The organism is Acinetobacter sp. GW821-FHT01E09, assembly GCF_059422385.1.
In genome coordinates, this window is record NZ_JBWKWU010000001.1 from 1,608,285 (window position 1) to 1,630,599 (window position 22,315).

15 protein-coding genes and 2 pseudogenes are annotated in these 22,315 nt (G+C 35.0%); all 17 read left to right on the forward strand.

Annotation, left to right across the window (positions count from 1 at the left end; translation table 11 throughout):
- Positions 1 to 21: 21 nt before the first annotated feature.
- Positions 22 to 11,364 (forward strand): two-partner secretion domain-containing protein, encoded by an 11,343-nt coding sequence (locus tag AC07U8_RS07360; protein WP_494737589.1) that lies wholly within the window; start codon positions 22 to 24, stop codon positions 11,362 to 11,364.
- 1 nt (position 11,365) lies between these two features.
- Positions 11,366 to 11,686, forward strand: a complete 321-nt coding sequence (locus tag AC07U8_RS07365; RefSeq protein WP_494737590.1) for a hypothetical protein — start codon at positions 11,366 to 11,368, stop codon at positions 11,684 to 11,686.
- A gap of 757 nt (positions 11,687 to 12,443) precedes the next feature.
- Positions 12,444 to 12,557: an HNH endonuclease gene (locus tag AC07U8_RS07370; protein WP_494738583.1), complete on the forward strand. Its 114-nt coding sequence runs from the start codon at positions 12,444 to 12,446 to the stop codon at positions 12,555 to 12,557.
- Positions 12,558 to 12,588: 31 nt separating this feature from the next.
- The gene (locus AC07U8_RS07375) at positions 12,589 to 13,059 is read left to right on the forward strand and encodes an SMI1/KNR4 family protein (protein ID WP_494737591.1); all 471 of its coding nucleotides are present in this window, start codon (positions 12,589 to 12,591) and stop codon (positions 13,057 to 13,059) included.
- A 216-nt stretch (positions 13,060 to 13,275) separates the two neighbouring features.
- A complete protein-coding gene (locus tag AC07U8_RS07380; RefSeq protein ID WP_494737592.1) occupies positions 13,276 to 13,548 on the forward strand; it encodes a hypothetical protein in 273 nt (90 codons plus the stop codon).
- Between the two features lie 42 nt (positions 13,549 to 13,590).
- Positions 13,591 to 13,761: pseudogene (locus AC07U8_RS07385) on the forward strand (HNH endonuclease); the annotation flags it as partial.
- Between the two features lie 167 nt (positions 13,762 to 13,928).
- Positions 13,929 to 14,246 carry an SMI1/KNR4 family protein gene (locus AC07U8_RS07390; protein WP_494738584.1) on the forward strand — a complete coding sequence of 106 codons (318 nt, stop codon included), beginning with the start codon at positions 13,929 to 13,931 and terminating at the stop codon, positions 14,244 to 14,246.
- A gap of 226 nt (positions 14,247 to 14,472) precedes the next feature.
- A complete protein-coding gene (locus AC07U8_RS07395) occupies positions 14,473 to 14,814 on the forward strand; it encodes a hypothetical protein (RefSeq protein WP_494737593.1) in 342 nt (113 codons plus the stop codon).
- Positions 14,815 to 15,036: 222 nt separating this feature from the next.
- The gene (locus AC07U8_RS07400; RefSeq protein WP_494737594.1) at positions 15,037 to 15,597 is read left to right on the forward strand and encodes a hypothetical protein; all 561 of its coding nucleotides are present in this window, start codon (positions 15,037 to 15,039) and stop codon (positions 15,595 to 15,597) included.
- An 80-nt stretch (positions 15,598 to 15,677) separates the two neighbouring features.
- Positions 15,678 to 18,461: pseudogene (locus tag AC07U8_RS07405) on the forward strand (hemagglutinin repeat-containing protein); the annotation flags it as partial.
- Between the two features lie 8 nt (positions 18,462 to 18,469).
- Entirely contained in the window at positions 18,470 to 18,778 is a 309-nt protein-coding gene (locus AC07U8_RS07410; RefSeq protein ID WP_434277752.1) for a MafI2 family immunity protein, read from the forward strand.
- 340 nt (positions 18,779 to 19,118) lie between these two features.
- Complete coding sequence (locus AC07U8_RS07415; RefSeq protein ID WP_434277750.1) at positions 19,119 to 19,718, forward strand: hypothetical protein; 600 nt, start codon at positions 19,119 to 19,121, stop codon at positions 19,716 to 19,718.
- Positions 19,719 to 19,861: 143 nt separating this feature from the next.
- Positions 19,862 to 20,260, forward strand: coding sequence for a hypothetical protein (locus AC07U8_RS07420; protein ID WP_434277748.1), 399 nt, complete (start codon positions 19,862 to 19,864; stop codon positions 20,258 to 20,260).
- A 320-nt stretch (positions 20,261 to 20,580) separates the two neighbouring features.
- Entirely contained in the window at positions 20,581 to 20,985 is a 405-nt protein-coding gene (locus AC07U8_RS07425; protein ID WP_239046004.1) for a hypothetical protein, read from the forward strand.
- Between the two features lie 38 nt (positions 20,986 to 21,023).
- A complete protein-coding gene (cdiI, locus tag AC07U8_RS07430) occupies positions 21,024 to 21,410 on the forward strand; it encodes a ribonuclease toxin immunity protein CdiI (RefSeq protein ID WP_434277746.1) in 387 nt (128 codons plus the stop codon).
- A 167-nt stretch (positions 21,411 to 21,577) separates the two neighbouring features.
- Entirely contained in the window at positions 21,578 to 21,868 is a 291-nt protein-coding gene (locus AC07U8_RS07435) for a hypothetical protein (RefSeq protein ID WP_494737595.1), read from the forward strand.
- A 1-nt stretch (position 21,869) separates the two neighbouring features.
- Complete coding sequence (locus AC07U8_RS07440; protein ID WP_494737596.1) at positions 21,870 to 22,274, forward strand: hypothetical protein; 405 nt, start codon at positions 21,870 to 21,872, stop codon at positions 22,272 to 22,274.
- The last annotated feature ends 41 nt before the right edge of the window (positions 22,275 to 22,315 follow it).

The following is a 22,315-nucleotide window of genomic DNA, read 5'->3' on the forward strand; positions in this document are numbered from 1 at the left end:
AAAACATTTAGGTAAAACATTATGAATAAGAATCGTTATCGCGTTATTTTTAGTCAAGCACGTGGCATGTTTATTGCGGTTGCTGAGATTGTAAAAAGCCGTACAAAAACAGCGGGGCAATCACATAGCATTGGTGAAATCGAAATAGAGGATGTCACGGGTGCATCTTCAATCACCTATAAAAAACTCAATCCTGTCAATTTTGCTGTGGTGAGCCTATTGGGTGCAGCAATTTACACCTTGCCGATGGCAACCATCGCTGAAAGTCAAATTGTGGCAGATCGATCAGCACCAAGCTCACAACAAGCCACCATTCTAAACAGCAGCAATGGTTTGACCCAAGTCAATATTCAAACCCCAAGTGCAGGTGGTGTATCACGTAATACCTATACCCAGTTTGATGTGGGTCAGGAAGGTGCGATTCTAAATAACGCACGAAATAATACCCAAACCCAATTGGGTGGCTGGGTACAAGGCAATCCATGGCTCGCCAAAGGTGAAGCCAAGGTGATCCTGAATGAAGTGAACAGCAGTAATCCGAGTCAATTAAAGGGTTATTTGGAGGTTGCGGGTAAACAAGCGCAAGTGGTAATTGCCAACCCATCTGGCTTGATCTGTGATGGTTGTGGGGTGATTAACGCAGATCGTTTTACCTTAACCACAGGTCAAGCAGTAATGCATCAAGGTTATCTTGATTCATTCCGAGTACGTGAAGGGCAAGTCACGATTGAAGGGAAAGGCTTAAATGGAAGCTTAACCCCTTATACCGATATTTATGCACGTGCTTTAAACGTCAATGCGGGTTTATATGCCAATGAACTAAAAACCGTGTTGGGTCAAAACGACATCAATGTTCAAGATCCAAACTCAACAAAGATTAGCGCAACGACAAGTACCACATCTTCACCTACACCGAGCTTTGCCCTTGATGTTGGAAAATTAGGTGGGATGTATGCTGGAAAAATCTATTTGGTCGGTACTGAAAAAGGTTTAGGGGTACGTAATGCAGGCTCACTTAATGCCACGACAGGTCAAATGCATTTGAATACCAATGGTGATTTGACCAATACAGGCAATATGATTGCCAATAAAGATCAAATTCTAATTCAGGCAAGCAATGTAAAAAACAGCGGTAATATCAGTAGTACACAACAACAAATACAGATTCAAGCCGATAATATTCAAAACACTGGGCTGATTGCGACTCGTGATGAAATTAAGCTCAATGCTCAAGGCAAGATTGATAATAATGAGGGCGTGATCAACGCAGGACGAATTGATTTTACTGCGCAAAACTTAACCAATAACAAAGGTAAAATCGAGCAAACAGGTCAGCAACAACTCAACATTGCTGCAAAAAACTTAGACAATACTCAGGGCTTAATTGGTCAGGCAACCGTCGATCCTAGTGGGACAGGGCAAACACCAGGTGGAACCACATCGCCAAGTGTGACTGATCCAGAGCAACAGTCTTCAGCGCAAGACTCAAGTACGGTTGAAGTTGCACCCACAGACCTGACACCAAAAACTTTTGAAGCAGGAAATATTCAGATTGCTCAAGATATTGCCAATGTAGAAGGTGCAATTGTCAACAATGCTGAAATCAATCTTAGAGTTGAAGGCAGTATTAAAAACAATGGTGGTGAAATTCAACTGCCTGAATTGCAATTTAATGGGCAATACTTTGACAACCAACAAGGTAAACTCACTGCGAATGTGGTGAATATCACTGCACAACAGGTGGATAATCAAAAAGGTGTAATTAATGCCAATCAAAGCTTTGATTTAACCGCACAACAATTAAATAACGATCAAGGCCGTATACAAAGCGCCAAGACACTCAACTTAAATTCAGCTGAGATTGATAATCGCCAAGGTCAAATTCTTGCTGCGGATGCATTAACTCTAAATTCTGCAAACACCAACAATACCCAAGGCGTAATTGGTTCAGTCAATGCGGATGCCAAGCTGTCTATTCAAACTTTAGACAATCGTAAAGGGGAGATTTCGGCACAGAATGTACACCTGACAGGTCAGAGTTTAAACAATCAACAGGGTACAATTCAATCCAAAACAGCAGATCTAAACATCAATATTGATCAAATTGATAATGGTACGATGCAGGATTCAGCAGGTAATCTGATTGCTGCGCAAAATCTTAAATTGAATGCTCAGCAGTTACAAAGTACTGGGCAAATCTATGCTGGCAATAGTGCTGATTTAACAGTGAATCAGTTACAACAGCATGGTCAATTGGCTGCACAGAATAAAATCAAGGTTCAAGCAAATACCATTGTCAGCGATAAAAATGCAGTATGGGTCGCAGGTCTTGATCAAGACGGGAAACTAAGCAATACAGATGCCACACTGAATATTGATGCGCAACAGGTTCAGCTGGCAGGGAAAATTTTGGCAGGTGCTGAGTTGCAAATTAAAGCAGCTCAAACAGCAGACTTAAGTCAAAGTGAAAGCCAAGCCAAAAATATCAACATTGCAACAACCCAACTGAATACCAGCAATGCAAAAATTATTGCAGATGAGCAACTGGATTTAACCGCAACACAAAGTATTGTCAATGAAAAAGGGCAATATAGTGCAAAACAGATCAATCTTAATACAGCACAGTTGAATAACAACCAAGGTTTAATTCAACACACAGGTAAAAATGATTTTATTCTGGATGTCGCAAATCAGATTGATAACAATGCAGGGCAGATTATCAGTAATGCTACAGGTACTGTAATCAAGACCAATACACTGAACTCGGTTGCAGGTGAGATTTTACATGCAGGTGATCAACAGTTAAAAATCACAGCACAAAACCTACAAGGACAACAAGGCAAAATCCAAAGTAACAGCCATCTACAACTCGATCTAGGCATTGCTAATTTAGACCAAGCGCTTACATCTGCACAAAATATTGATTTGAATGCGGTTGAACTGAGCCATCAACAAGGACAATTGCTTCAAAGTGATGCTAATGGGCAGTTGAAAGTGAATGTTGCACAAACATTGAATAATAGCTCAGGTGTGATTAGTGCTGCTGGTAGCGCTCAGCTGAATGTTACTCAACTGAATAACAGTGCAGGTAAGCTTCTTGTAGATAAACAACTGGGGATAAAAGCTGATGATATCAACAATACACAAGGTACTGTATATACAGACGATTCGCTTAATATCATTGCAAAACATGGCATTAATAATCAGCAAGGTATCTTAGCAGCCAAACAAGCGGTATATGTAAAGGCGCAATCATTAAATAATACAGAGGGTACAGTTCAATCCGAACAGTCAAATCTTGATCTCAGTATCAGTGGGGCGCTGGATAATCAACGTGGAAAACTGCTGTCTAATCAAGATATCAGTATTCAAAGTCTAAGTTTAAACAATGCATCTGGAACAATTTTTTCTAATCAAGGCTTAAACTTAGATATAGACGGGGGAATTGAAAATCAGTCTGGTACAATTGCTGCCAATAACAATATCTCAGTTAATGCTCAATCATTAGATAATACTTCAGGGCAAATACGCTCTGAAAAACAACATTTAAATATTATTACTCAGCAAAATTTAAACAATGATTCAGGCATTATTGTGGCAGCAAAAAATGTTGCGATCACTGCACAGGATCTATCTTCTCAAAATGGACAAATTCAGGCCGGTCAACATGCTGATTTAACTGTTCAATCATTGGATAATACTGCTGGTACACTCTATGCAGAAGGCCAATTAAAATTAAATGCTTTAGCGCATATTAACAATCAAGATGGTGTTATCGCGGCTAACCAAGGATTTAATTTAAATGCAGCTTCATTATCAAATAATGCTGGTAAATTAATTGCACAGCAATCTGCAATGCAGCTCGATATTGCCAATGAATTAAGCAATATCAAAGGCGAGATTTCAGCCGCGCAAGACTTAACAATAAATAGCGGTCATTGGAATAATGTTGAAGGTAAAGCTGTAGCGGGTCAAAAATTACACCTAAATACCGCTACATTAGACAATCATCTTGGTGTGATTTATGCACAAGACCAGTCTAAGATTGTAGCCACTGGTCAAGTGAATAATACTTCAGGGATTATTGCGTCTAAACAGATTGATTTAACCTCACAATCTTTGCTTAATGATTTGGGTAAAATCAGAGCAGAACAAGGTTCGTTAAATTTATCTGTAGACAATGAGCTGAGTAATCTGTCAGGTGAAATATTTGCACAACAAGAAGCGAATTTAAAAGCACAGCAAATCAATAATCAAAAGGGTAAAATACAGAGTATTTTAAAAACCAAGATTGAAACAAACACTTTAGATAATCAATCTGGAACAATCTATAGCCAAGATCAACTACAACTGTTGGCACAGTCAGCAATTCAAAATCAGCAAGGTACAATCGCTGCACAAAAAGATCTACAGATAAACAGTAGAGATTTAAATAATCAGCAAGGCATTATTCAATCAGAACAGGGACGCGCAGATCTAACGGTACAAGGTGTATTGAATAATCATCAGGGCGAATTATTTGCAAGTAAAGGATTAAATGTTGTTGCTCAAGGGATTGATAATCGCTTAGGGCAAATCTCATCACTAGAAAAATTGAATTTAGACAGTCAATTACAAACATTGAATAATGAATCAGGCAAAATTTTAGCAGATCAAATTTTGCTAAAAACTGGCTTACTTAACAATAATTCAGGTTTGATCCAATCTAATTCTGAATTAAGCATCGATACCAATCAGCAGGATTTGTTGAATCAAAATTCTGGTGCTCGTGGTGGAATACTTAGCCAAGGAAAACTCAATCTAACCCATGTCCAACAATTATTAAATGATAACGGTATTCTTGCATCAGCAGACGATGTAGAAATCAGCGCACAGCAATTATCCAATCAAAAAGGACAAATCAATAGTCAAGGCAATCTAATGATTGCTCAACAACAGTCAGGCGGGCTGCTGAATAACCAAGGTCAAATTCAAGCATTAAAAAATATTCAAATTCATACCGACCAATTGAAAAATAGTGGTCAAGGCAGTCATATTGTTGCTGGTGAGGATTTATCAATCCAAGCGCAAGTGATTGACAATCGACAAAATTTAGATGATACGATTTTGGGTGGTTTAGATGCTCAAAATATCCAATTAAATGCACGTGAGTTAAATAACCAATCTGGTGGAATTAGAGCAAGCAAAGATGCATCACTTTTGATTCAGCAGAACTTTGATAATCAACAAGGCAGTGTGACGAGTCTAGGGACATTATTGATTGGTGATTCTCAAAAAACCTTAAATATTAATAATACTCAAGGGGAACTCATCGCACAAAATCGGTTAGCAATCAGTGCGAACAATTTAATCAATCAAGGTAAAATCATTAGCCTTGGTGATGCTGAATTGAATTTAAAGCAAAGTTATACACATCAGCAAGGTGATGAACTGAGTGCCAACGGTTTACTCAAGATCAATAGTGAACATGATTTCATCAATCAATCTGCCCTAAGTGCAGGCCAAGGCCTCACCGTCAATGCTCAGAATATTTTAAATCAAACTGGGGCAAGTATTAGCAGTATTGAAACGCATTTAATCGCCAACAATGTGCTACATAATCAAGGTTTAATTAATGGTGAGTTAACCCACTTAAAAGCAAATTTAGTCTGGAATGATGGTGCTAAAATTTATGGTGATCATATTGCTATACAAGCACAGACTTTAAATAACAAATCGAACGGATCTTGCGTCGGAGCAGAGCAGTGCTCTGCTCGTTCCTCCTCAGGCGCAGTTATTGCTTCACGTGGAGATATTGATTTAGGGATTGATATTTTAAATAACCAAGCAGGAGGTTTGCTCAATAGTGACTCAAAAGACAATGCTTGGATATTGAGTATGGGGCAATTAAATGTTGGGGGTTCGCTGGATGGTAATTATCAAGCACAAGGTCAAGCCCAACTGATTAATAATCGTAGTGCAACCATTGAGTCTCAAGGCAATATGCGACTCACTGCAAAAGAAATTCAAAATTTAAATGATAATTTTTCAGTACACCAAGTATTGGAGTCATCCAAATTTGTACACAGTTATGAGGATAATCGACATCCTGGTATTGATGTTGCAGATTTGCTTGTTGAGCTGGAGAGAGACAGTGGTTTTTACTGGCTTGTGTTAAGTGATGGGCGACGTTTACGTACCTATAATATTTTTGAATATGATAAAGAAACCTATGTTCCCGAAGTATTAACCAGCACACCTGGGCAAATATTGAGTGGGGGCAATATGTTGCTTCAATCTGATCATATCGTAAATGATCAGAGCCAAATACTTGCAGCAGGAGTATTAAAGGTAGAAGGAACTGATATTGATAACAAAGCGTATTTAGCAAATAAACTCATTCAATTTAAAAATCCCAAAAAATGGTTTTATGATTCTGGTCGAAAGAGTTCAATGGCCTATGCGCCTGCTGATGAGACAGAGCCATATCAGTTAAGTGGCCTTTATGGGGGCAATAAAGTTATTGCTGTTCCAACGACAGAGATTAAAGACAAGACCAATGACACTATTCAAGTGCATTTAACAGGTTCCAAACAAGCACAAGCACTTGAATATGAAAAACAACAGGCTCAACAAAAGCAAGTTGCAGTAGATGCTGGACAACAGGTCAATGTTCAACAATCAGAAAATGCACAAAATCAGCAGATTGGTGAACTTGATCCGAATGGTTCACAACAGCAAGTCCAACCAACTGAAAATCAAAAAGTTGATTCAGCTCAACAGCTAAATGCTTTAGACAAGCAGATGTCTGGGGTAGACAAAGCATCTGACTATGAAGTGCGTAGTGTAGAACAAAAGACAATTACCTTACCAAGTAATGCGTTGTATAGCACAACCAAAGATAGCCAAGCGCAGTATTTGGTAGAAACTGATCCAGCATTTAGCCAATATAAAAAATGGCTATCATCCGATTACATGCTGAGTGCACTTGGTTTAGATCCAGCAAATCAACAAAAACGCCTAGGTGATGGTTTTTATGAGCAACGTTTAGTCCAAGATCAAATTGCACAGTTGACAGGGCATCGTTTTTTATCTGGTTATGGTAGTGATGAAGAGCAGTATAAAGCTTTAATGAACAACGGCTTAACCTTTGCTAAAAGTTATAATTTACGTCCTGGAATTGCTTTAACTGCTGCTCAGATTGCACAGCTCACCAGTGATATTGTGTGGTTAGAAGAAAAAACCATCACATTGGCAGATGGGACAAGCAGTAAAGTACTGGTTCCACAAGTTTATGTTCGGGCAAGACCTGGTGATTTAAAAGGTGATGGTACTTTGATCAGTGCTGATCAAGTGCAAATGAATATGAACGGTGATGTGCTTAATCAAGCGACGATCGCTGGACGTGAAGCACTGATCATCAATGCAAATAATGTCAACCAATTGGCTGGACGAATGGAAGCCAATCGTGTTGGGATTAAAACGCAAAATGATTTAAACAATATTGGCAGTCAGATTGTTGCAAAAGAAGCAGCATCTTTTGATATTGGCGGAAATTTAAATGTAAATAGTACATTGACCAGTAATAATAAACAAAAAGGCCGGAGTAATTATGGTTTTACCGCTATAGATCGCAAAGCAGGGATCTATGTGGGTAATAACCAGACTAGCTCAGTGGAAGGTAGTGATAATTTAAAAACGACTTTAAATATCAAAGTGGCAGGTAATACCACATTGAAAGGCGCAGAAATTTTAAATAGCAATGGTTCAACTATTCTACAAACGCAAGGGGATGTAAATTTAGCGACATTACAAACAGAGCGGATTAACAATAGTTATAAAAATAATAAAAATTATGACTTTAGTACAACGCAACAAGATGTAGGTAATCAAATCGTTGCAAAAGGCGACTTAACATTGACTGGGAAAAATATTGATATTACAGGTTCTCAGGTCAGTAGTGTGCTAGGTCGGACGACTTTAAGTGCTGATGAACAACTCAATATTCAAGAAGGGCGTGCTCGTAGTACAGTTGAACATGCAGATGAAGTGAAGAAAAAGAGCTTTTTAAGCAGTAAAACAACCCAAACTTACCGAAAAGATAAGTCAGATGAGGGCATAGCCAGTACTGTTGATGGTAAGCAAGTCATTTTAGATGCTAAAAATGTCAAGATACAAGGCAGTGAAATAATTTCAGATGAATTAACGCAAATTCAGGCCAAAGAAAATGTCAGTATTGTAGGTGCTGAAAATAGCTATTTAAATTATGACGATAAAAAAGTTAAGAAATCTGGATTGATGTCGAGTGGTGGTATTGGTTTTAGTATTGGTTCAAAAAAAGAGCGCACAGAACAGGAGCAAACTAAGCATACCAACACTGGTTCAACAGTCGGAAGCTTAAATGGCAATACCAATATCATTGCAGGAAAAACATATCAACAAACAGGAAGCACAGTTTCATCAAAACAAGGTGATGTGAATATATTGGCACAACAAGTCAATATTGAAGCTGCAAAAGAACAAAGCACTCGTGACTATAAACATGAAATGGAACAAAAAGGTTTAACGCTTGCTGTGAATGTTCCAGTTGTGACCGCAGTGCAATCTGTATTGGATTCAGCGAAACAAGTTGGTCAAAGCAAAAATGACCGTGTCAATGCTATGGCGGCAGCCAATGCTGGATTTGATGCTTATCAAGCAGGACAATCACTGAGTAAATTGGCAGATACAGCAAAAGATCTTAGTAGTTTAGCTGCTAATTCAAATGTAAGTATAAGTATCACTTATGGTGAGCAAAAAAATACGAATTTTAGTCGTTCTGAGAGTAATACTGCTAGTCAAAGCCAAGTTTATGCGGGTGGAAAAACTAATATTGTCGCCACCGGTGCAGGAGACAAATCCAATATTAATATCATTGGCTCAGATGTTGTTGGAATGAAAGGCACTCATTTGGCAGCAGATCACGACATCAATATCAAAGCAGCAGAGCAAAATATAACGGAAGAGTCTGGGAATAAGAGTGCAGGCTGGAATGCTGGTGTTGCTGTCAGCTATGGTTCAAATGGACTAGCACTTGGTGTAACAGCAGGAGGGAATATTGGTAAAGGTAATGGTACTGGTACTGAAACTAGTTATGCCAACAGCCATGTTGGCTCTAAAGACAGTTTAACGACAATCAGTAGTGGTAATGCAACGAATATTATTGGCGGTCAGGTACAAGGCAAAGGTGTACAGATTGAAGCCAATGAGTTAAATGCAGAAAGTTTACAGGATAAAGCGAAGTATAATAGCAAACAGCAGAATATTTCAGGTCAAGCCACTGTAGGTTATGGGGCATCAGTTTCAGGAAGTTATAGTAATTCTAATATTAAGGCAAACTATGCTTCAATTAACGAACAGTCAGGTATTTATGCAGGAGATGATGGTTACCAAATCAAAGTGAATAAAAACACAGATTTAAAAGGTGCCATCATTACCTCTACACAGGCTGCAGAAAACTTAAAGAAAAATAGCCTAGATACAGGTACGTTGACTCATTCAGATATCCGTAATGTCAGTGAGTATGATGCCAAAGGCATAAGTATTGGTGGTGGGATAAATGTTAAAGGTAGTCAACCGAATACAGAAAATAGCTCAAATATCTCAGGCTATAATCCCTCAAGTTCAGGTGTGAATAAATCGCTTGGATTTGGCCTAGACAGTGAAAAAGATAGTAGCGTCACCAAGAGTGGTGTCAATACTCAAAATATTACGATTCGAGATGAACAAGCACAGCAAGCTTTAACAAGTAAAGCCGCTGAACAGATTAAGTCTGAAATACTGACTAATGTTACGACTGATACAGCAGGTGACAACAGTGGTGCACTTAAAAATAACTTTGACAAAGAAAAGGTTCAAAGTGAAATTAGTTTGCAGATGGATGTGACAAAGAGATTTGGGGAGAATGCACCGAAAGCTGTTGCTGATTTTGCTGAAAGTAAGGCAGATAGTTTAAGAAAACAAGGACAAGAGAACGAGGCAAGGAAGTGGGATGAGGGTGGAATATATCGAGTAGCAGCGCATTCAGCACTTGGTGCATTAATGGACGGAGATATCGCAAGCACATTAGCAGCTGGTGCGACAGCAAAAGCGGCACCAACATTAAATACGATTCAAGATCATGTGCAATCAAGTCTTGAAGCAAGTGGATTGTCCAAAAATGTTGCAGAAGGGTTAAGTAGTTTTGTAACAACTGCCGCCGCTTTTGGAATTGGAAATACTATTGGCGGAAATGCTTCAACAGGAGCTATTTCTGCAAATATTGATATGAATAACCGACAACTCCATGTTGATGAAATTGCGATGCTTAAGAAAGAAGCTGCTAAATTAGCCACTCGAAATGGTCAAATGAGTCGAGATGGCTATGAATACTGGTTTACCCTTTTATATAGTGTTGCCTATGGTAAGGTCGATACAGAGGGGCGTGAGCAACTCCTGGTTATGGCAAAGCAATGGGATAAAGCTGGTAAAGATACTAATGATTTTAGCTTACAGCAACTGTCCAAAAATATAAAATTTGCATCAAATATAGTTGATTCGATGGCAGGTAAAGTTTTAACTGATAGTAGTAATAAGCCAATTATGGAAAATGGTGCAGCTGTAAAAACGTTCCAAGCGACAGAAGCACAAAAGAAAAATACGTCATTATTTGGATATGATTCAAATACAGCTGGGTTGAAAGCAAAAGATGATCCGAAAAGTTATGGAAGTTCAGGTACAGCAAATAAAACAGCACAAGGTACTGTAAGAAGGGAAAATGAAGATTTAGTTGATGGTTTGGAAAGAGGGTCAAAAGGTGTGGTACCTGTTTTTCCTGAAATCGAAGTAATTGGCTTAGGGGCAGGAAAGTTAAGTAAAGAATTAACAGAAAAGGCAATTAAGGCGGTTGAAAATCAAGTTGCTAAACAAGTAGTTAAAGATGCTGAAAAGGAGGCTGTGAAAAAACAGGTTATTGAAAATAATGTTCGTAGCGATGATGATTTATGGTCTCGAGAGGCATTGTTTAAAGATGAAGTAAATAGACTAACTCAAGCAGCAGAGAAAATTTCAACTGCAAAGATAACTCAATCAACAGCGCCACGAGATTTAAACGAACAAGTGGTTTGGAATCAAGTATTGAAAAATCCAGAGAGTGGCACAATGTTGAAAGATATGAATTTTAACCCAGTTACTGGAAAATCAGATTATAGGTTTCCTGCAAGTCACGGTTTTCAGAAAATGGAAGTAATACATAAATTACCAGATGGTCAGAGTATTACTATTCATTATCAATATAATCAGCATACAAATAAAGCGTACGATATGAAGATAACAACCCCTAAACCTAAACCATCTTGGAGTAAATAAAATGAGATTTGTTGAGAAAAACTCTGGATTGAAAGGTATGGTAGGCTCTATATATTTAGTCAATGGAAAATACCATTACTTGTCAATGATCGAAAATTATATTGGGTTGAGGATTTTTTTTGAAAATGAAATAGATATAACTAGTAATGATTCATGTGAGTTATTTGAGTTTAAAGCTGCCTTGTATAATGATATGCGCCAAATGCACCCTGTTCTGTATAATATATTAAAAGAGGATTGGGATTTGTATATAGATATAGTTGAAGGTGTTCCAGAGGCTTGGCAAATTTTTCTTGATGAATTAAAAAAATTTGATAAGTAAAGAGGTATTTAAATAGTTAATAAGTCAGTTATAGATAATCGATTGGTAGTAAAACGTTCAAAGTGATAGATTCCAAAAAATATATTCTAACTAGATAGTGTAGCAATAAGATTTTCAGCGCTAACTAGTTCAGGTCTTGGTATTGGCCCTGTCGCAAGGAGACTGTTCCCAGTATCCTAGACACGAGACAGCCTCATTTTGAAGCTGCCTCAAATGCTTATGGGCTTAACCAGGTATTTATTTATGAGAAATATATGTGTTCCAATTTCATCTGAAGCAATGAAAAGATTAGATTTAGATGAAAATTTAAGAGAAGATTTAGTTGAATTAAATCTTTGTCAAGAAGAGTATGAGAATTAAAAAAAAATTGGTTATTTTTCTAAACTGAATAACCAGTTAGGGATTATGATAGATGATTATGAGGATGAAAAAATTATATATGAATCATTAGTTTTAGCATTAGATATTACGAATGATTTTTCAATAAAATACTCTGATAATGAAAAATTATGGAGAAAGATTAAGAAACTAATTTCAATTGCATTAGAAAAAAGAACTGCAGTTTTTTTCTTTTTTTAAAACAACGGCTTTTTGAACAATGATCGTAAGATTAACCTTTCTTAATTTTAAGTGATAATGTGAGAGATATCTGCCTGATTTGTAGGGGAGACACGAATGTGGGAAATGATTAAAAATGATTCAATAGCTAAGAGTAAATTTTGATCTGCTCAACTGTATTAATTGCGTTCAGAAAAAAATAGATGATTATACTTGGCATCACAATCCTCAATCTTCACCCAACACTATGCAATTGGTTCCTGAAGAAATTCATAGCAACAATTTAGTCCCCCATACAGGGCAAACTCACTGAAAATAAGTAAGTAAAAGAAAAGGAGAAAATAATGCGTGTTTATCAGGATAATGGTCAAAATTCATTAAATGAGATTCAAAGAGTCCAAGATGAATTAGGTTATTTTTTCCCAAAAACTTATATTGATTTAATGCTACAGCATGATACTCTTAGGCCAGAAGAAGATTGTTTTGATTTTATCAATTTTTATGGTAAGCAAGATGACAGAGATATTGTCTTTATTAGCTTTAAAGATAATCATCTAAATGGTAATATTTTAAAAAAGCAAAGTAATATATCTGATCTAAATAATTATGGAGTAAAAAATCTTGTTATATTGGGTAGATGTGGAAATGGAGACTATATTTGCTTTGATTATAGAGATAATATTAAAAGTAATGAACCGAAGATAGTATTGGTTTATCACGATGATTTTGTAGATTTTGACGATGGAACAAGTTCTATGGTCGTGAATAGTGTAGCAAATAATTTTGATGATTTTTTAAAATTATTACATGAGTAGTAGATATTAATAAAAAGGGCTGTTATTTTTTAGCAGGCCCTTCACTTTACTTGGTGGAGAAAAAATAAATATAAAAATAAAGATGTAATCAGCTTAATAGCAATATGCATAGTCAAATAATATTAGATGCTAAATTAAATACTTGTACAGGACAAATTGCTCAAAGACATGGTTATACAAAAGTTGAAGAAATTGAAAGCAGTGGAGGAGTAACATATGTCATATTCGGAAAATAGTGAATCTTTTAATGAAATATTAAGTGGTAAAAGGCCAAGTGAAGTATTCAATGCATTTCTTTTAGAGAGTAATATTTTAGATAAATATGACTTAGCAGATATGTTTTTAGCTCATTTTACAATGTTAGACAGCAAAGTTTTACCATTAATATGGAATTGGAGAAGTATAAAATCAATAAGAGGAATAAGTGATGAACAGTTTGATGAGCTAATTATTGAAAATATGAAGAATTCTGGTTATGAACTCCCTTAAAATACTATTTTTTTAATGGATTGTTAAAATTCTGAATTTTCATATAGTCAATTAGACCAATTGCGTTTAGGAGAATCTCAAATTAATGGTTATACATGGGACCACAATGCTCAATCATCACCAAAAAATATGCAATTAGTTCCAGCTGAATTTCATTCGAATAAAGCTGTACCTCATACAGGGCAAAATTCTTTATCAAGTGGTAATAATTAAGATAGGAAAATAAGATGCGTGTTTATGATGATAACGGACAAGTATCCTTAGATATAATACATGAAGTTGAGAGTAGTTTAGGATGTAACTTTCCGATGAGTTATATTAATTTAATAAAAGATCATGATGCTTTAGCCCCAGTTTAAAATATTTTTGATTTTAAAAATATTTATAAAAAAGACGATGAGCGTGATTTAAATTTTTTAAGTTTTAAATCTGATCATTTGGATGGTGATATTTTAAGCAATCAGGATAATGTAAATGATCTTGAAAATTATGGTATAAAAGATCTAGTTGTTTTTGGAATATGTGCAAATGGAGACTATATTTGTTTTGATTATCGAGAAGACTCTCAAACTTCAAATCCTAAAATAGTATTAGTTTATCATGATGATTTTGTGGATTTTGAAGATGGAATAAGTTCTATGGTTGTTAATGATGTAGCCAATAATTTTGATGATTTTTTAAAATTGTTACATGAATAGTAGATATTAATAAAAAGGGTTGTTATTCGCTTGACAGCTCTTATATTTGAATCTGTAGAGAAATAAAATATAAAAATTAATTTAAAGATGATAAATAATAAATATTTAAATTTATAAAAAATTATTCTAACTCATTAAGACTAGACAAAGTTTTCGTAGAGTTTGTTATAGATGGTAAAAAGCTAGATCCTGTAATGTTTGAGAATAAAGCTAGTGGAGGTATAAAATGAACAAGCAGATTGAAATTTTAAATGATATTGTTAAGTACATACATGTTAATAGTATTGTGAATTGTGATTCATTCATTTTTGAATATAAGTTCAATCCTGATGAGGGATGGGTAAATTTTCACTTAGATTATTGCAAAGATAATCAGAGTTATTTAGTTAGTATACAGGACTTTGCTTTTTCAACTTTAGATGATTTAAGTAAGAAACTTCATGATGAAATGCAATCACATACAGGTGGTGATTGGAGAAAGTTTATATTAACTGTAGATGGAAAAGGTAAAGCTAAAACGCAGTTTATTTATGAAATACAGTCATGTCTGGATGAATTTAATGATTAAACTAAACAACCCTGAAAAAGTATATTTTTAGTGTTGCAATATATTAATAACTTTAATATCGGTTGTAAGTAGTGGAAACGGTACAATAAGTTAATTTTTTGTGGAATCTGTGATGAATTTAAGTCATTAATTAGTTTTTTATTTTAAATGAAATTTACGTAGGTCTTGGATGGACTAATGTATACTTAACATCTAGACAATAAAATAGTATTTGGATTGATAATGCTTAAATATATATTACTTGGCGTTTTTTTGATTTTAGTTGCTGGTTGCCAAACAGTTAAGAATTCAGGAAATATTTATTCAGAAAAATCAGATGCTCGAATTCGCTTATACGGACAGAATCAAAAGCCGATGATATTAGAGTATGCGAAAAAGGGAAAAAAAGAAAAAGTAAATGTTGGGGGGCAGGCTGGTGATGCATTTTCTTCTTTGATAGGAACTATTAAAAATCAGAGCATTGGGATAGCTCAAACAGAGATGAGTAAAAATTTGAAAGATTATAATGGAGTATTCTCAAAAATCTTTTACAAAGAGTTTATTCTTCCTGTTGGAAGTACTGTATCTGTCCGTAATACATTTATTGGTTTGTCTAATCTATCAGAAAGTCTAACACGTTCTACAGTGCATTATGAAGGATCATGTACTTCTTCAGGCCTAAATTTTACTCCTAAAGCTGGAAAAGACTATGAAGCTGTACCTAAATATAATAGTTCGTCATGTGGGTTAATTCTTTTAGAAGTTGATTCAAATGGAAATACCGCAGAAATCAGTTTTAATTAGATGATGAATCTTTAATTTATTTTATGAAAGTGTCATTTTACAATTAATTAACTGTTTGTTGAATAAATCATACTGAAACATTGCAAGACCCTGTTACAGGTGTGCAAGCCTATCAAAGTTATAGTGACATCAAAGGCGGTTCAGTTGCTAAAGCTGAGGCTGGTATAGGTTTTAGTACCAGTAAAAATCAACAAAGCAATAGTTATGCAACTTCACAACCAAACCAGATCAGTGCGGGTGGTAATGTCAATCTCACCAGTACAGCAGGTGATATTCATTTACAGAATACTCAAGTCAAAGCGAAAGAAACAATAAGCTTAGGTTCGGCTAAAAATATTCTTTTAGAATCAGGACAAAGCCAAGAAAAGGCACAGGGGAAAAATAGTAATGCTGGCTTAAGTGTTGGTGTCGGTGCATCGGTCGGGGCGCAGACAGGTGCGTATATCTATGCTGAGGCAGGCTATGGTAAAGGCAGTAATCAGCTTGATCGCAATACGCATAGTCAAACGACATTAGAAGCCAATAAAGTGAGTTTGACGAGTAAAGGTGATACAACTTTGGCTGGCGCTAAAGCCACAGCAAATCGTATTGATGCGGATGTGGGAGGCAAGCTCAGTATCATCAGTCAACAAGACCAAGTTGAACAAAAGATAGAACAAAGTGGTGCAGGAGCACGTCTCCAAGCTTCATTGGGTACAGCATGGCAAGCGTCTGGAAATCTATCCAACAGTAGTGCAAACGGTTCATCTAATAGTGTGAATCAGCAAGCAGGCCTATTCGCTGGTGATGGTGGTTACCATGTCAAAGCCGATCAAGTTGATCTCAAAGGTGGTGCAATTGTTTCTACCGCGAAGAAAGAAAATAATGATTTAACTGCAAATCGTTTGACGTTTAGCGATATCAATAATAAGAGCAGTTATGATGCGACTTCGGTGAGTTTATCTGGTGGAACACGCTTTGGAGAAGAAACCAAAACAGATAATCAGGGAAATAAATATACCAATAACGTCAATTGGCGAGATAGCACGACCTTTAGCCCAAGCTTACCACAGCATGAATCTGACAAAGACAGTAGTGTCACTCGTTCAACCTTAAGCGAAGGTAATATTACGATTGGAGGTCAAGCAACAACGACCACAGCGTTAGGAATCCATAGTGATGCGAGTACAGCACATCGAAGTGTAGACACATTACCAAATCTACAAGAGATTATCGACAAGCAAAAAACTGTAGCAGATGCGACTTCAACCATTGTGGCAGCCACAAGAACCTATAGTCAAAATCAGCAAAAACAAGCGGAACAAGAGAAGAAAAACACTGAACAAACAGCGATAGCAGAACTACAAGCCAAAGGTGGAGAAGATTGGAATAAGTATCAAAACTCAAACAATGAAGCTGAAAAACAAGAACTTCTGAAAAATAATTCGCCTAGTTATAAACAAGCTTCAGAAACAGCCCAAGACTGGGGTATGGGTGGAGATAAGACTCGAGCAGTCAATGCTGTAACTATGGCAGTTACAGGTGCATTGGGTGGCCAAACAGATTTACAAGTTGCAGCCAATGCTCTTGCACCTTATGCAGCAAATATTATTGGAAAAGAGTTAGGTCATGGAGAGGACAAAAACAAAGCAGCTCAGTTGGCTGCCCATGCGATATTGGGAGCAGCACTTGCCTATGTAAATGGCGGTAACCCAGCTGCAGGAGGCAGTGCAGCGGTTGCAAGTGAAGCAGCAGCGGATTATCTCACTAATCAATACAAAGACAAAAAAGAATATCAAGATGTCAATGGAGAGTTCCAACCGAACCTTTTACCAGAAGATGTGAAGACTCAAATTCGAGATCTGACAGCAGCGATAGGAGCAGTGGTCGGTGGCACAGTTGGAGATTCAGCGTTTAATGCGCAGCTTGCTGGCGTAGTTGGACAGAATGCGGTGGAGAATAATTTATATGCAATTTTGACTCCTGATGGTAAAAAATATGATGGTAAGAAAAATACTGAATATTTAGAGGCTTTAAGAAGTTGTAGTCATGCGCAATGTGTAAATATGGTTTTAACCAATAATGCAAAAGATGCAATGAAAACTGCACCTGAAATATTAATACTCAATGGGTCAAATTACAAAGAGGGAGAAATCATTGGTGCTGGGTTACAATACCTCGTTGTTAAAGAAAATGGAGTTTTAAAGGCAAAATTATTACCACTCAATTACCAAGTGATTAATTCAATTAAAGACCTTGACTCTTCACGGGCCTTAGCGCAAGGAGGAGCATTAACAGCCCCATTGGCAAATTTAGTAAAAGGACTTCATGATTCAACTACAGGTCAATCAATACTGACAAATGAACAGCTAAGTATGGTCGATAGGGCTTTTGCAGCAATGGATGCGGCAGGAAGTTTTGGTATGATTACAGGGGCATTTTTACCTAAAGGAGTAAAAACTACAGGTAGCTCAAAAACAATTGAAGAAAATAATATTTATCGTGATAGTGATTCTTGGAGTAATAAACCTAGTGGTAAGCAGGAATATGATCCAATATTTGAACGTCTCAGTAAACAAATTGATACGACAATTGCGCAATCACAACGAAAGCATACATTGGGTGACTCTCAACATGATCATGGTAGTTATTTCAATAATGTTCAGGATGCACAAAAAGTATTAGATGCTTTTCATAAAGGAAATACTTCAATTGTAGGATATAATAAACAAGGGCAACCTATTGTGAAATATAATGATGTAAATGGAGTGTATTCCACTATTAATAAAGTGGGGGACAAGTTTGAATCTTCTACTAATTATTTTCTTATAAAAGGAACGAAAAAAGTGAGTATAGTTCCTTATAGTCCTAAAGGTCCTAAATAGGTGAAATTATGAATATATATCAAATAACATTTTTTTTAAGTCGTAGTTGTTTAGGTGAGATTTCTGATAATTTTAGAAGAATTTACTTTTCAGTTGAGAAAAACATTTTGACATTATATTTCTTATTGAGGGAAAAAAATGAAGATGATCTGGAAAATATTCAGTATGAGATTCTATCAAATTTTGAAATGTTACTAGAGGATGAGCATGAAGATTACACAGTCAATTATGAAATTATTATTGGTGATGAGAAATATTTAAAAGATTCTGACTTTAATATTCTTGTTGAGTTTTATAGAAAAAAAGAAAATTACTAAAATTATAGTAACCTGAGTTCGACCTAAAAATAGGTACAAAAAAGCCTTGATATCTGTAACATATCGGTTTCCAAGATAAAATACTACAGAACAAGGCTTTTCATGGAACATATTTGGTCTCTTTCATAAGTCATTATTTAGAAAAACCCCGAAAGCCGAAACTTTCGGTTTTTTTCACTTATGCTGTTGAATTAAAAATGGGGGTATTACCATACGAATATGGAGCAAGTTGTTGAAGCTGTACGTACTGCCCCAAATTATACTGAACGAACATCAATATGCTATGGTTTATGATGGAGTTGTTTGAGCGGAAAAGTGCTTGGCCAAAAGGAACAAAATAATGAGTAACTTAAATGTAGATTGGAAACCTGAGTTTGGGTTTATATATACTTGGTTTGCAATGGATAAAAACGGAAAAATAGCGGTTTTAGTTAACAATTCATTTGGTGATTTACCAAAAAAACTACTAGAGATAGATAATATCGAAAATTATTTAGATTATTTATCAGAGTTTATATGGGAGGAGTCTGATAGATATCCTAATTATCCACCAAAAAAATTAGGGAGCTTTGTTGTAGATTATTTCTCTAAATGGAGGAATAAGGAAATATCTAAAGAATTATTGGAAAAGGATTTGTTAGCTGATTTAAAAGAAAATAGAAATTATAGTGAAGTTAATCTTTCAGCTAATAAAGGTTTTTTTGTATATCATGCGATTGAAGGGAATAAAGAAGGAGATGACTATCCAATTGGGTATAATGGTGAAACAATTATGGGTGATTATTTTAGATATTTAATGCCAACAATATATGGTTCTATAGAAGATTTTCCTGAAGAGCTAAGGAAGTATATTGTTGTATCTGAAAATTTAGATTTCACAATTGATAGAATTTTAATAAATAATCAGATAAATACTTATTTTAATCGCTTAGCAGCTTAAAACCCTATGATTAAAAAATAAATAACCAATAATTTTAAAAGGAAATGATGAAAAATATGTCAAACTTATTTCAGTTCTGAAAAAATAAGAGTGATTGTTGCATTACATTGTCGTAGGGATAAATAAAATGTTTAAAGGTAATCATGAGTACAATCTATATTGGAAGACATACATATAAAGATCATCTTTTTGATGTACTAGAATGTGAAATGAGTTCGACATATTGGGATGCCATTGGTGTGTTGCTAGAGGAGGTTTTCTTATTAAACTATTCTGAATTCTATGATGGAATAGCAAGAGATGAGTTTTCATTATTTGAATATTATACATTTACAGAATTATCTTCTAATGATTTTAATTTAGTAATTAAATTGATTCGTGCATATATGCCTATGTTAAAAGAGGCGGTATGGGGAGAAAAAGTTTGGATTACTGATGTCCAGTTAGTTAAATCTAGAGCTCAGCAAGTTTGGTTTGAGTTACTTGAGCCGTTAGTTACAAAAGATGATCGATATGATGATACACTATCTATACCAAGATAATAGGGCTCTTGCGAATGTAATCTTTTAGATAATTTTAAATAAGATTAAGCTTTATAAATCATGAAACTTATTCTATTTTATAGAAATGAATTTATATGATTGTAAATTGTGTAATGTCACAGCTTGTATTTAAAGTTTAAATAGATGTACACATACATATCATCACATGATAGTAAGACCTCTATGATTTATTAATATAAAAGCTAGTCAATTGATATTTGGAGCAAATATGGATTGGCACAGAATACGCATTTTTTTGACTAATGCAAGAAGTCTAAAGTAAGTTATTAACCATATAATCCAAAAAATAGTAGATTTTAATGATAGATTTTTACATTAAGCAAAATTTAGATCTAGATAATCTAAGGAGTATCTTAATAGATATTTTAAATTTAGAAATAGATGATCTTTGTCTTATTGATTATGAAGAATTTACTCCAGAAAATAAAGTTCAAGATTTTAATAAGTTCAATGTAATATGTACTTATCAATTTTGTAAAGGGGATGTTTCTTTATTAGTAAATATAATTGATGGAGATAAACTGGATAATGATATTATAATTAAGAATTTGGAAACTATAGCAAAAAAAGATAAATTAGATTTTTATATTCCAGATGAAGATGATATGGATATGGGATCTTTTGTTCTTTATTCATCAAATGGGAAAATAATAAAAAACTTAGAAATACAAGAGGAAGAAGATAGTTATGTTTTTTTCTTATAGTTAAAACACTAAGAGGTTTAGAAAAAGTATGAACGGCTATGAATAATTGGCTTGATAATAATTGGGATGATATTTTACAAAAATACCCAGAAGCAAAACCTTTATTATCATATTTTATGGATTATTTTAGTACATGTGCTGGAAAGGATAATTTTATTGATATGATTAAGTTAGCTATCCGAAAGGAAGGAGCTAGTATTCAAGAGGTGGCAGATTATTCATTCACGAATGATGTTACAGATGATGGGGAAAGAGTAGATATTGTAGAGTTCTATTTTAATGAAGAATTGGATGGTACAGTACCTGTTAAAATGTTTGTTGAAGTCTTTGAAATAATAGCATTAGCATATGCTGAATATAACCCAGAGGATAAAGAACAGATTATTCATCTTATACCATGCCTCGAACAAGCTTATGGTATTTAACTGGAATTTTATCTATTGTTTTCTTCCAAGCAAGCTTTGATGAATTTAAGCTATTTCTTGTTTTGATTCTAATGCCCAGTGATATGCAAAGTAACTTACATATACATTGGGAAGAAATTAAAGAGTCTATAAATTCTTTCTTTAAAGTCCATTTTATACAAGATTAATTGGCATTAAATGTAATAAAATCAATAATGCTTCTGCCTCAAGTGGCAGAAGCATTACTTTTATGCTGTTTTATTGGTTACAAAACTCAGCCCAGTCAGATATCAGAGCTATACATTTTTCAAGATAAGCCCTGCGTCAATGATAATATTCAGAAAAACTTAAATAAAGCTGATTTTGTACCTGTTGATTTTAGGGTACTGTATCCTGAAAATCAAAAACTCTTTTTGGATTATATTAAGACAAGACCTAAAGTTGAACAAAATAAGATTATTATCATAAGAGGAGAGTAGCATGGGCGGCATGATATTTTTTAATCAGGATGAGGCAAAAGTTGGATTAGAAGATCGATGGGCTAGTGCATATGTAAATAGTAATTATTGGGATGCATTTGGAGACCTATTAGATGAGGTATTTCTACCAGATTACCAAGTATTACAAGAAAGTATTAAACCAGAAGAAGGTGAATATTTGAAGTTCTATACTTTTGAAAGTCTTAGTCAAGAAGATTTTAATTTATCAGTTAAATTGATTAGAAAGCATTTAGAGGGACTAACTCCTGATAATTGGAAGCCACGAGATTATATAAATGATATGGCTAAATGGCAGAGCATGGCACGTCAGGTATGGGAGGAAATTGCTGAACCGTATATTATTTTAGATAGTCGATATGATATTAAACTAATTCAGGATAATTGACTCCAGTAATTGCCAGAATCTCGGCAGTCTCAAATTATGAT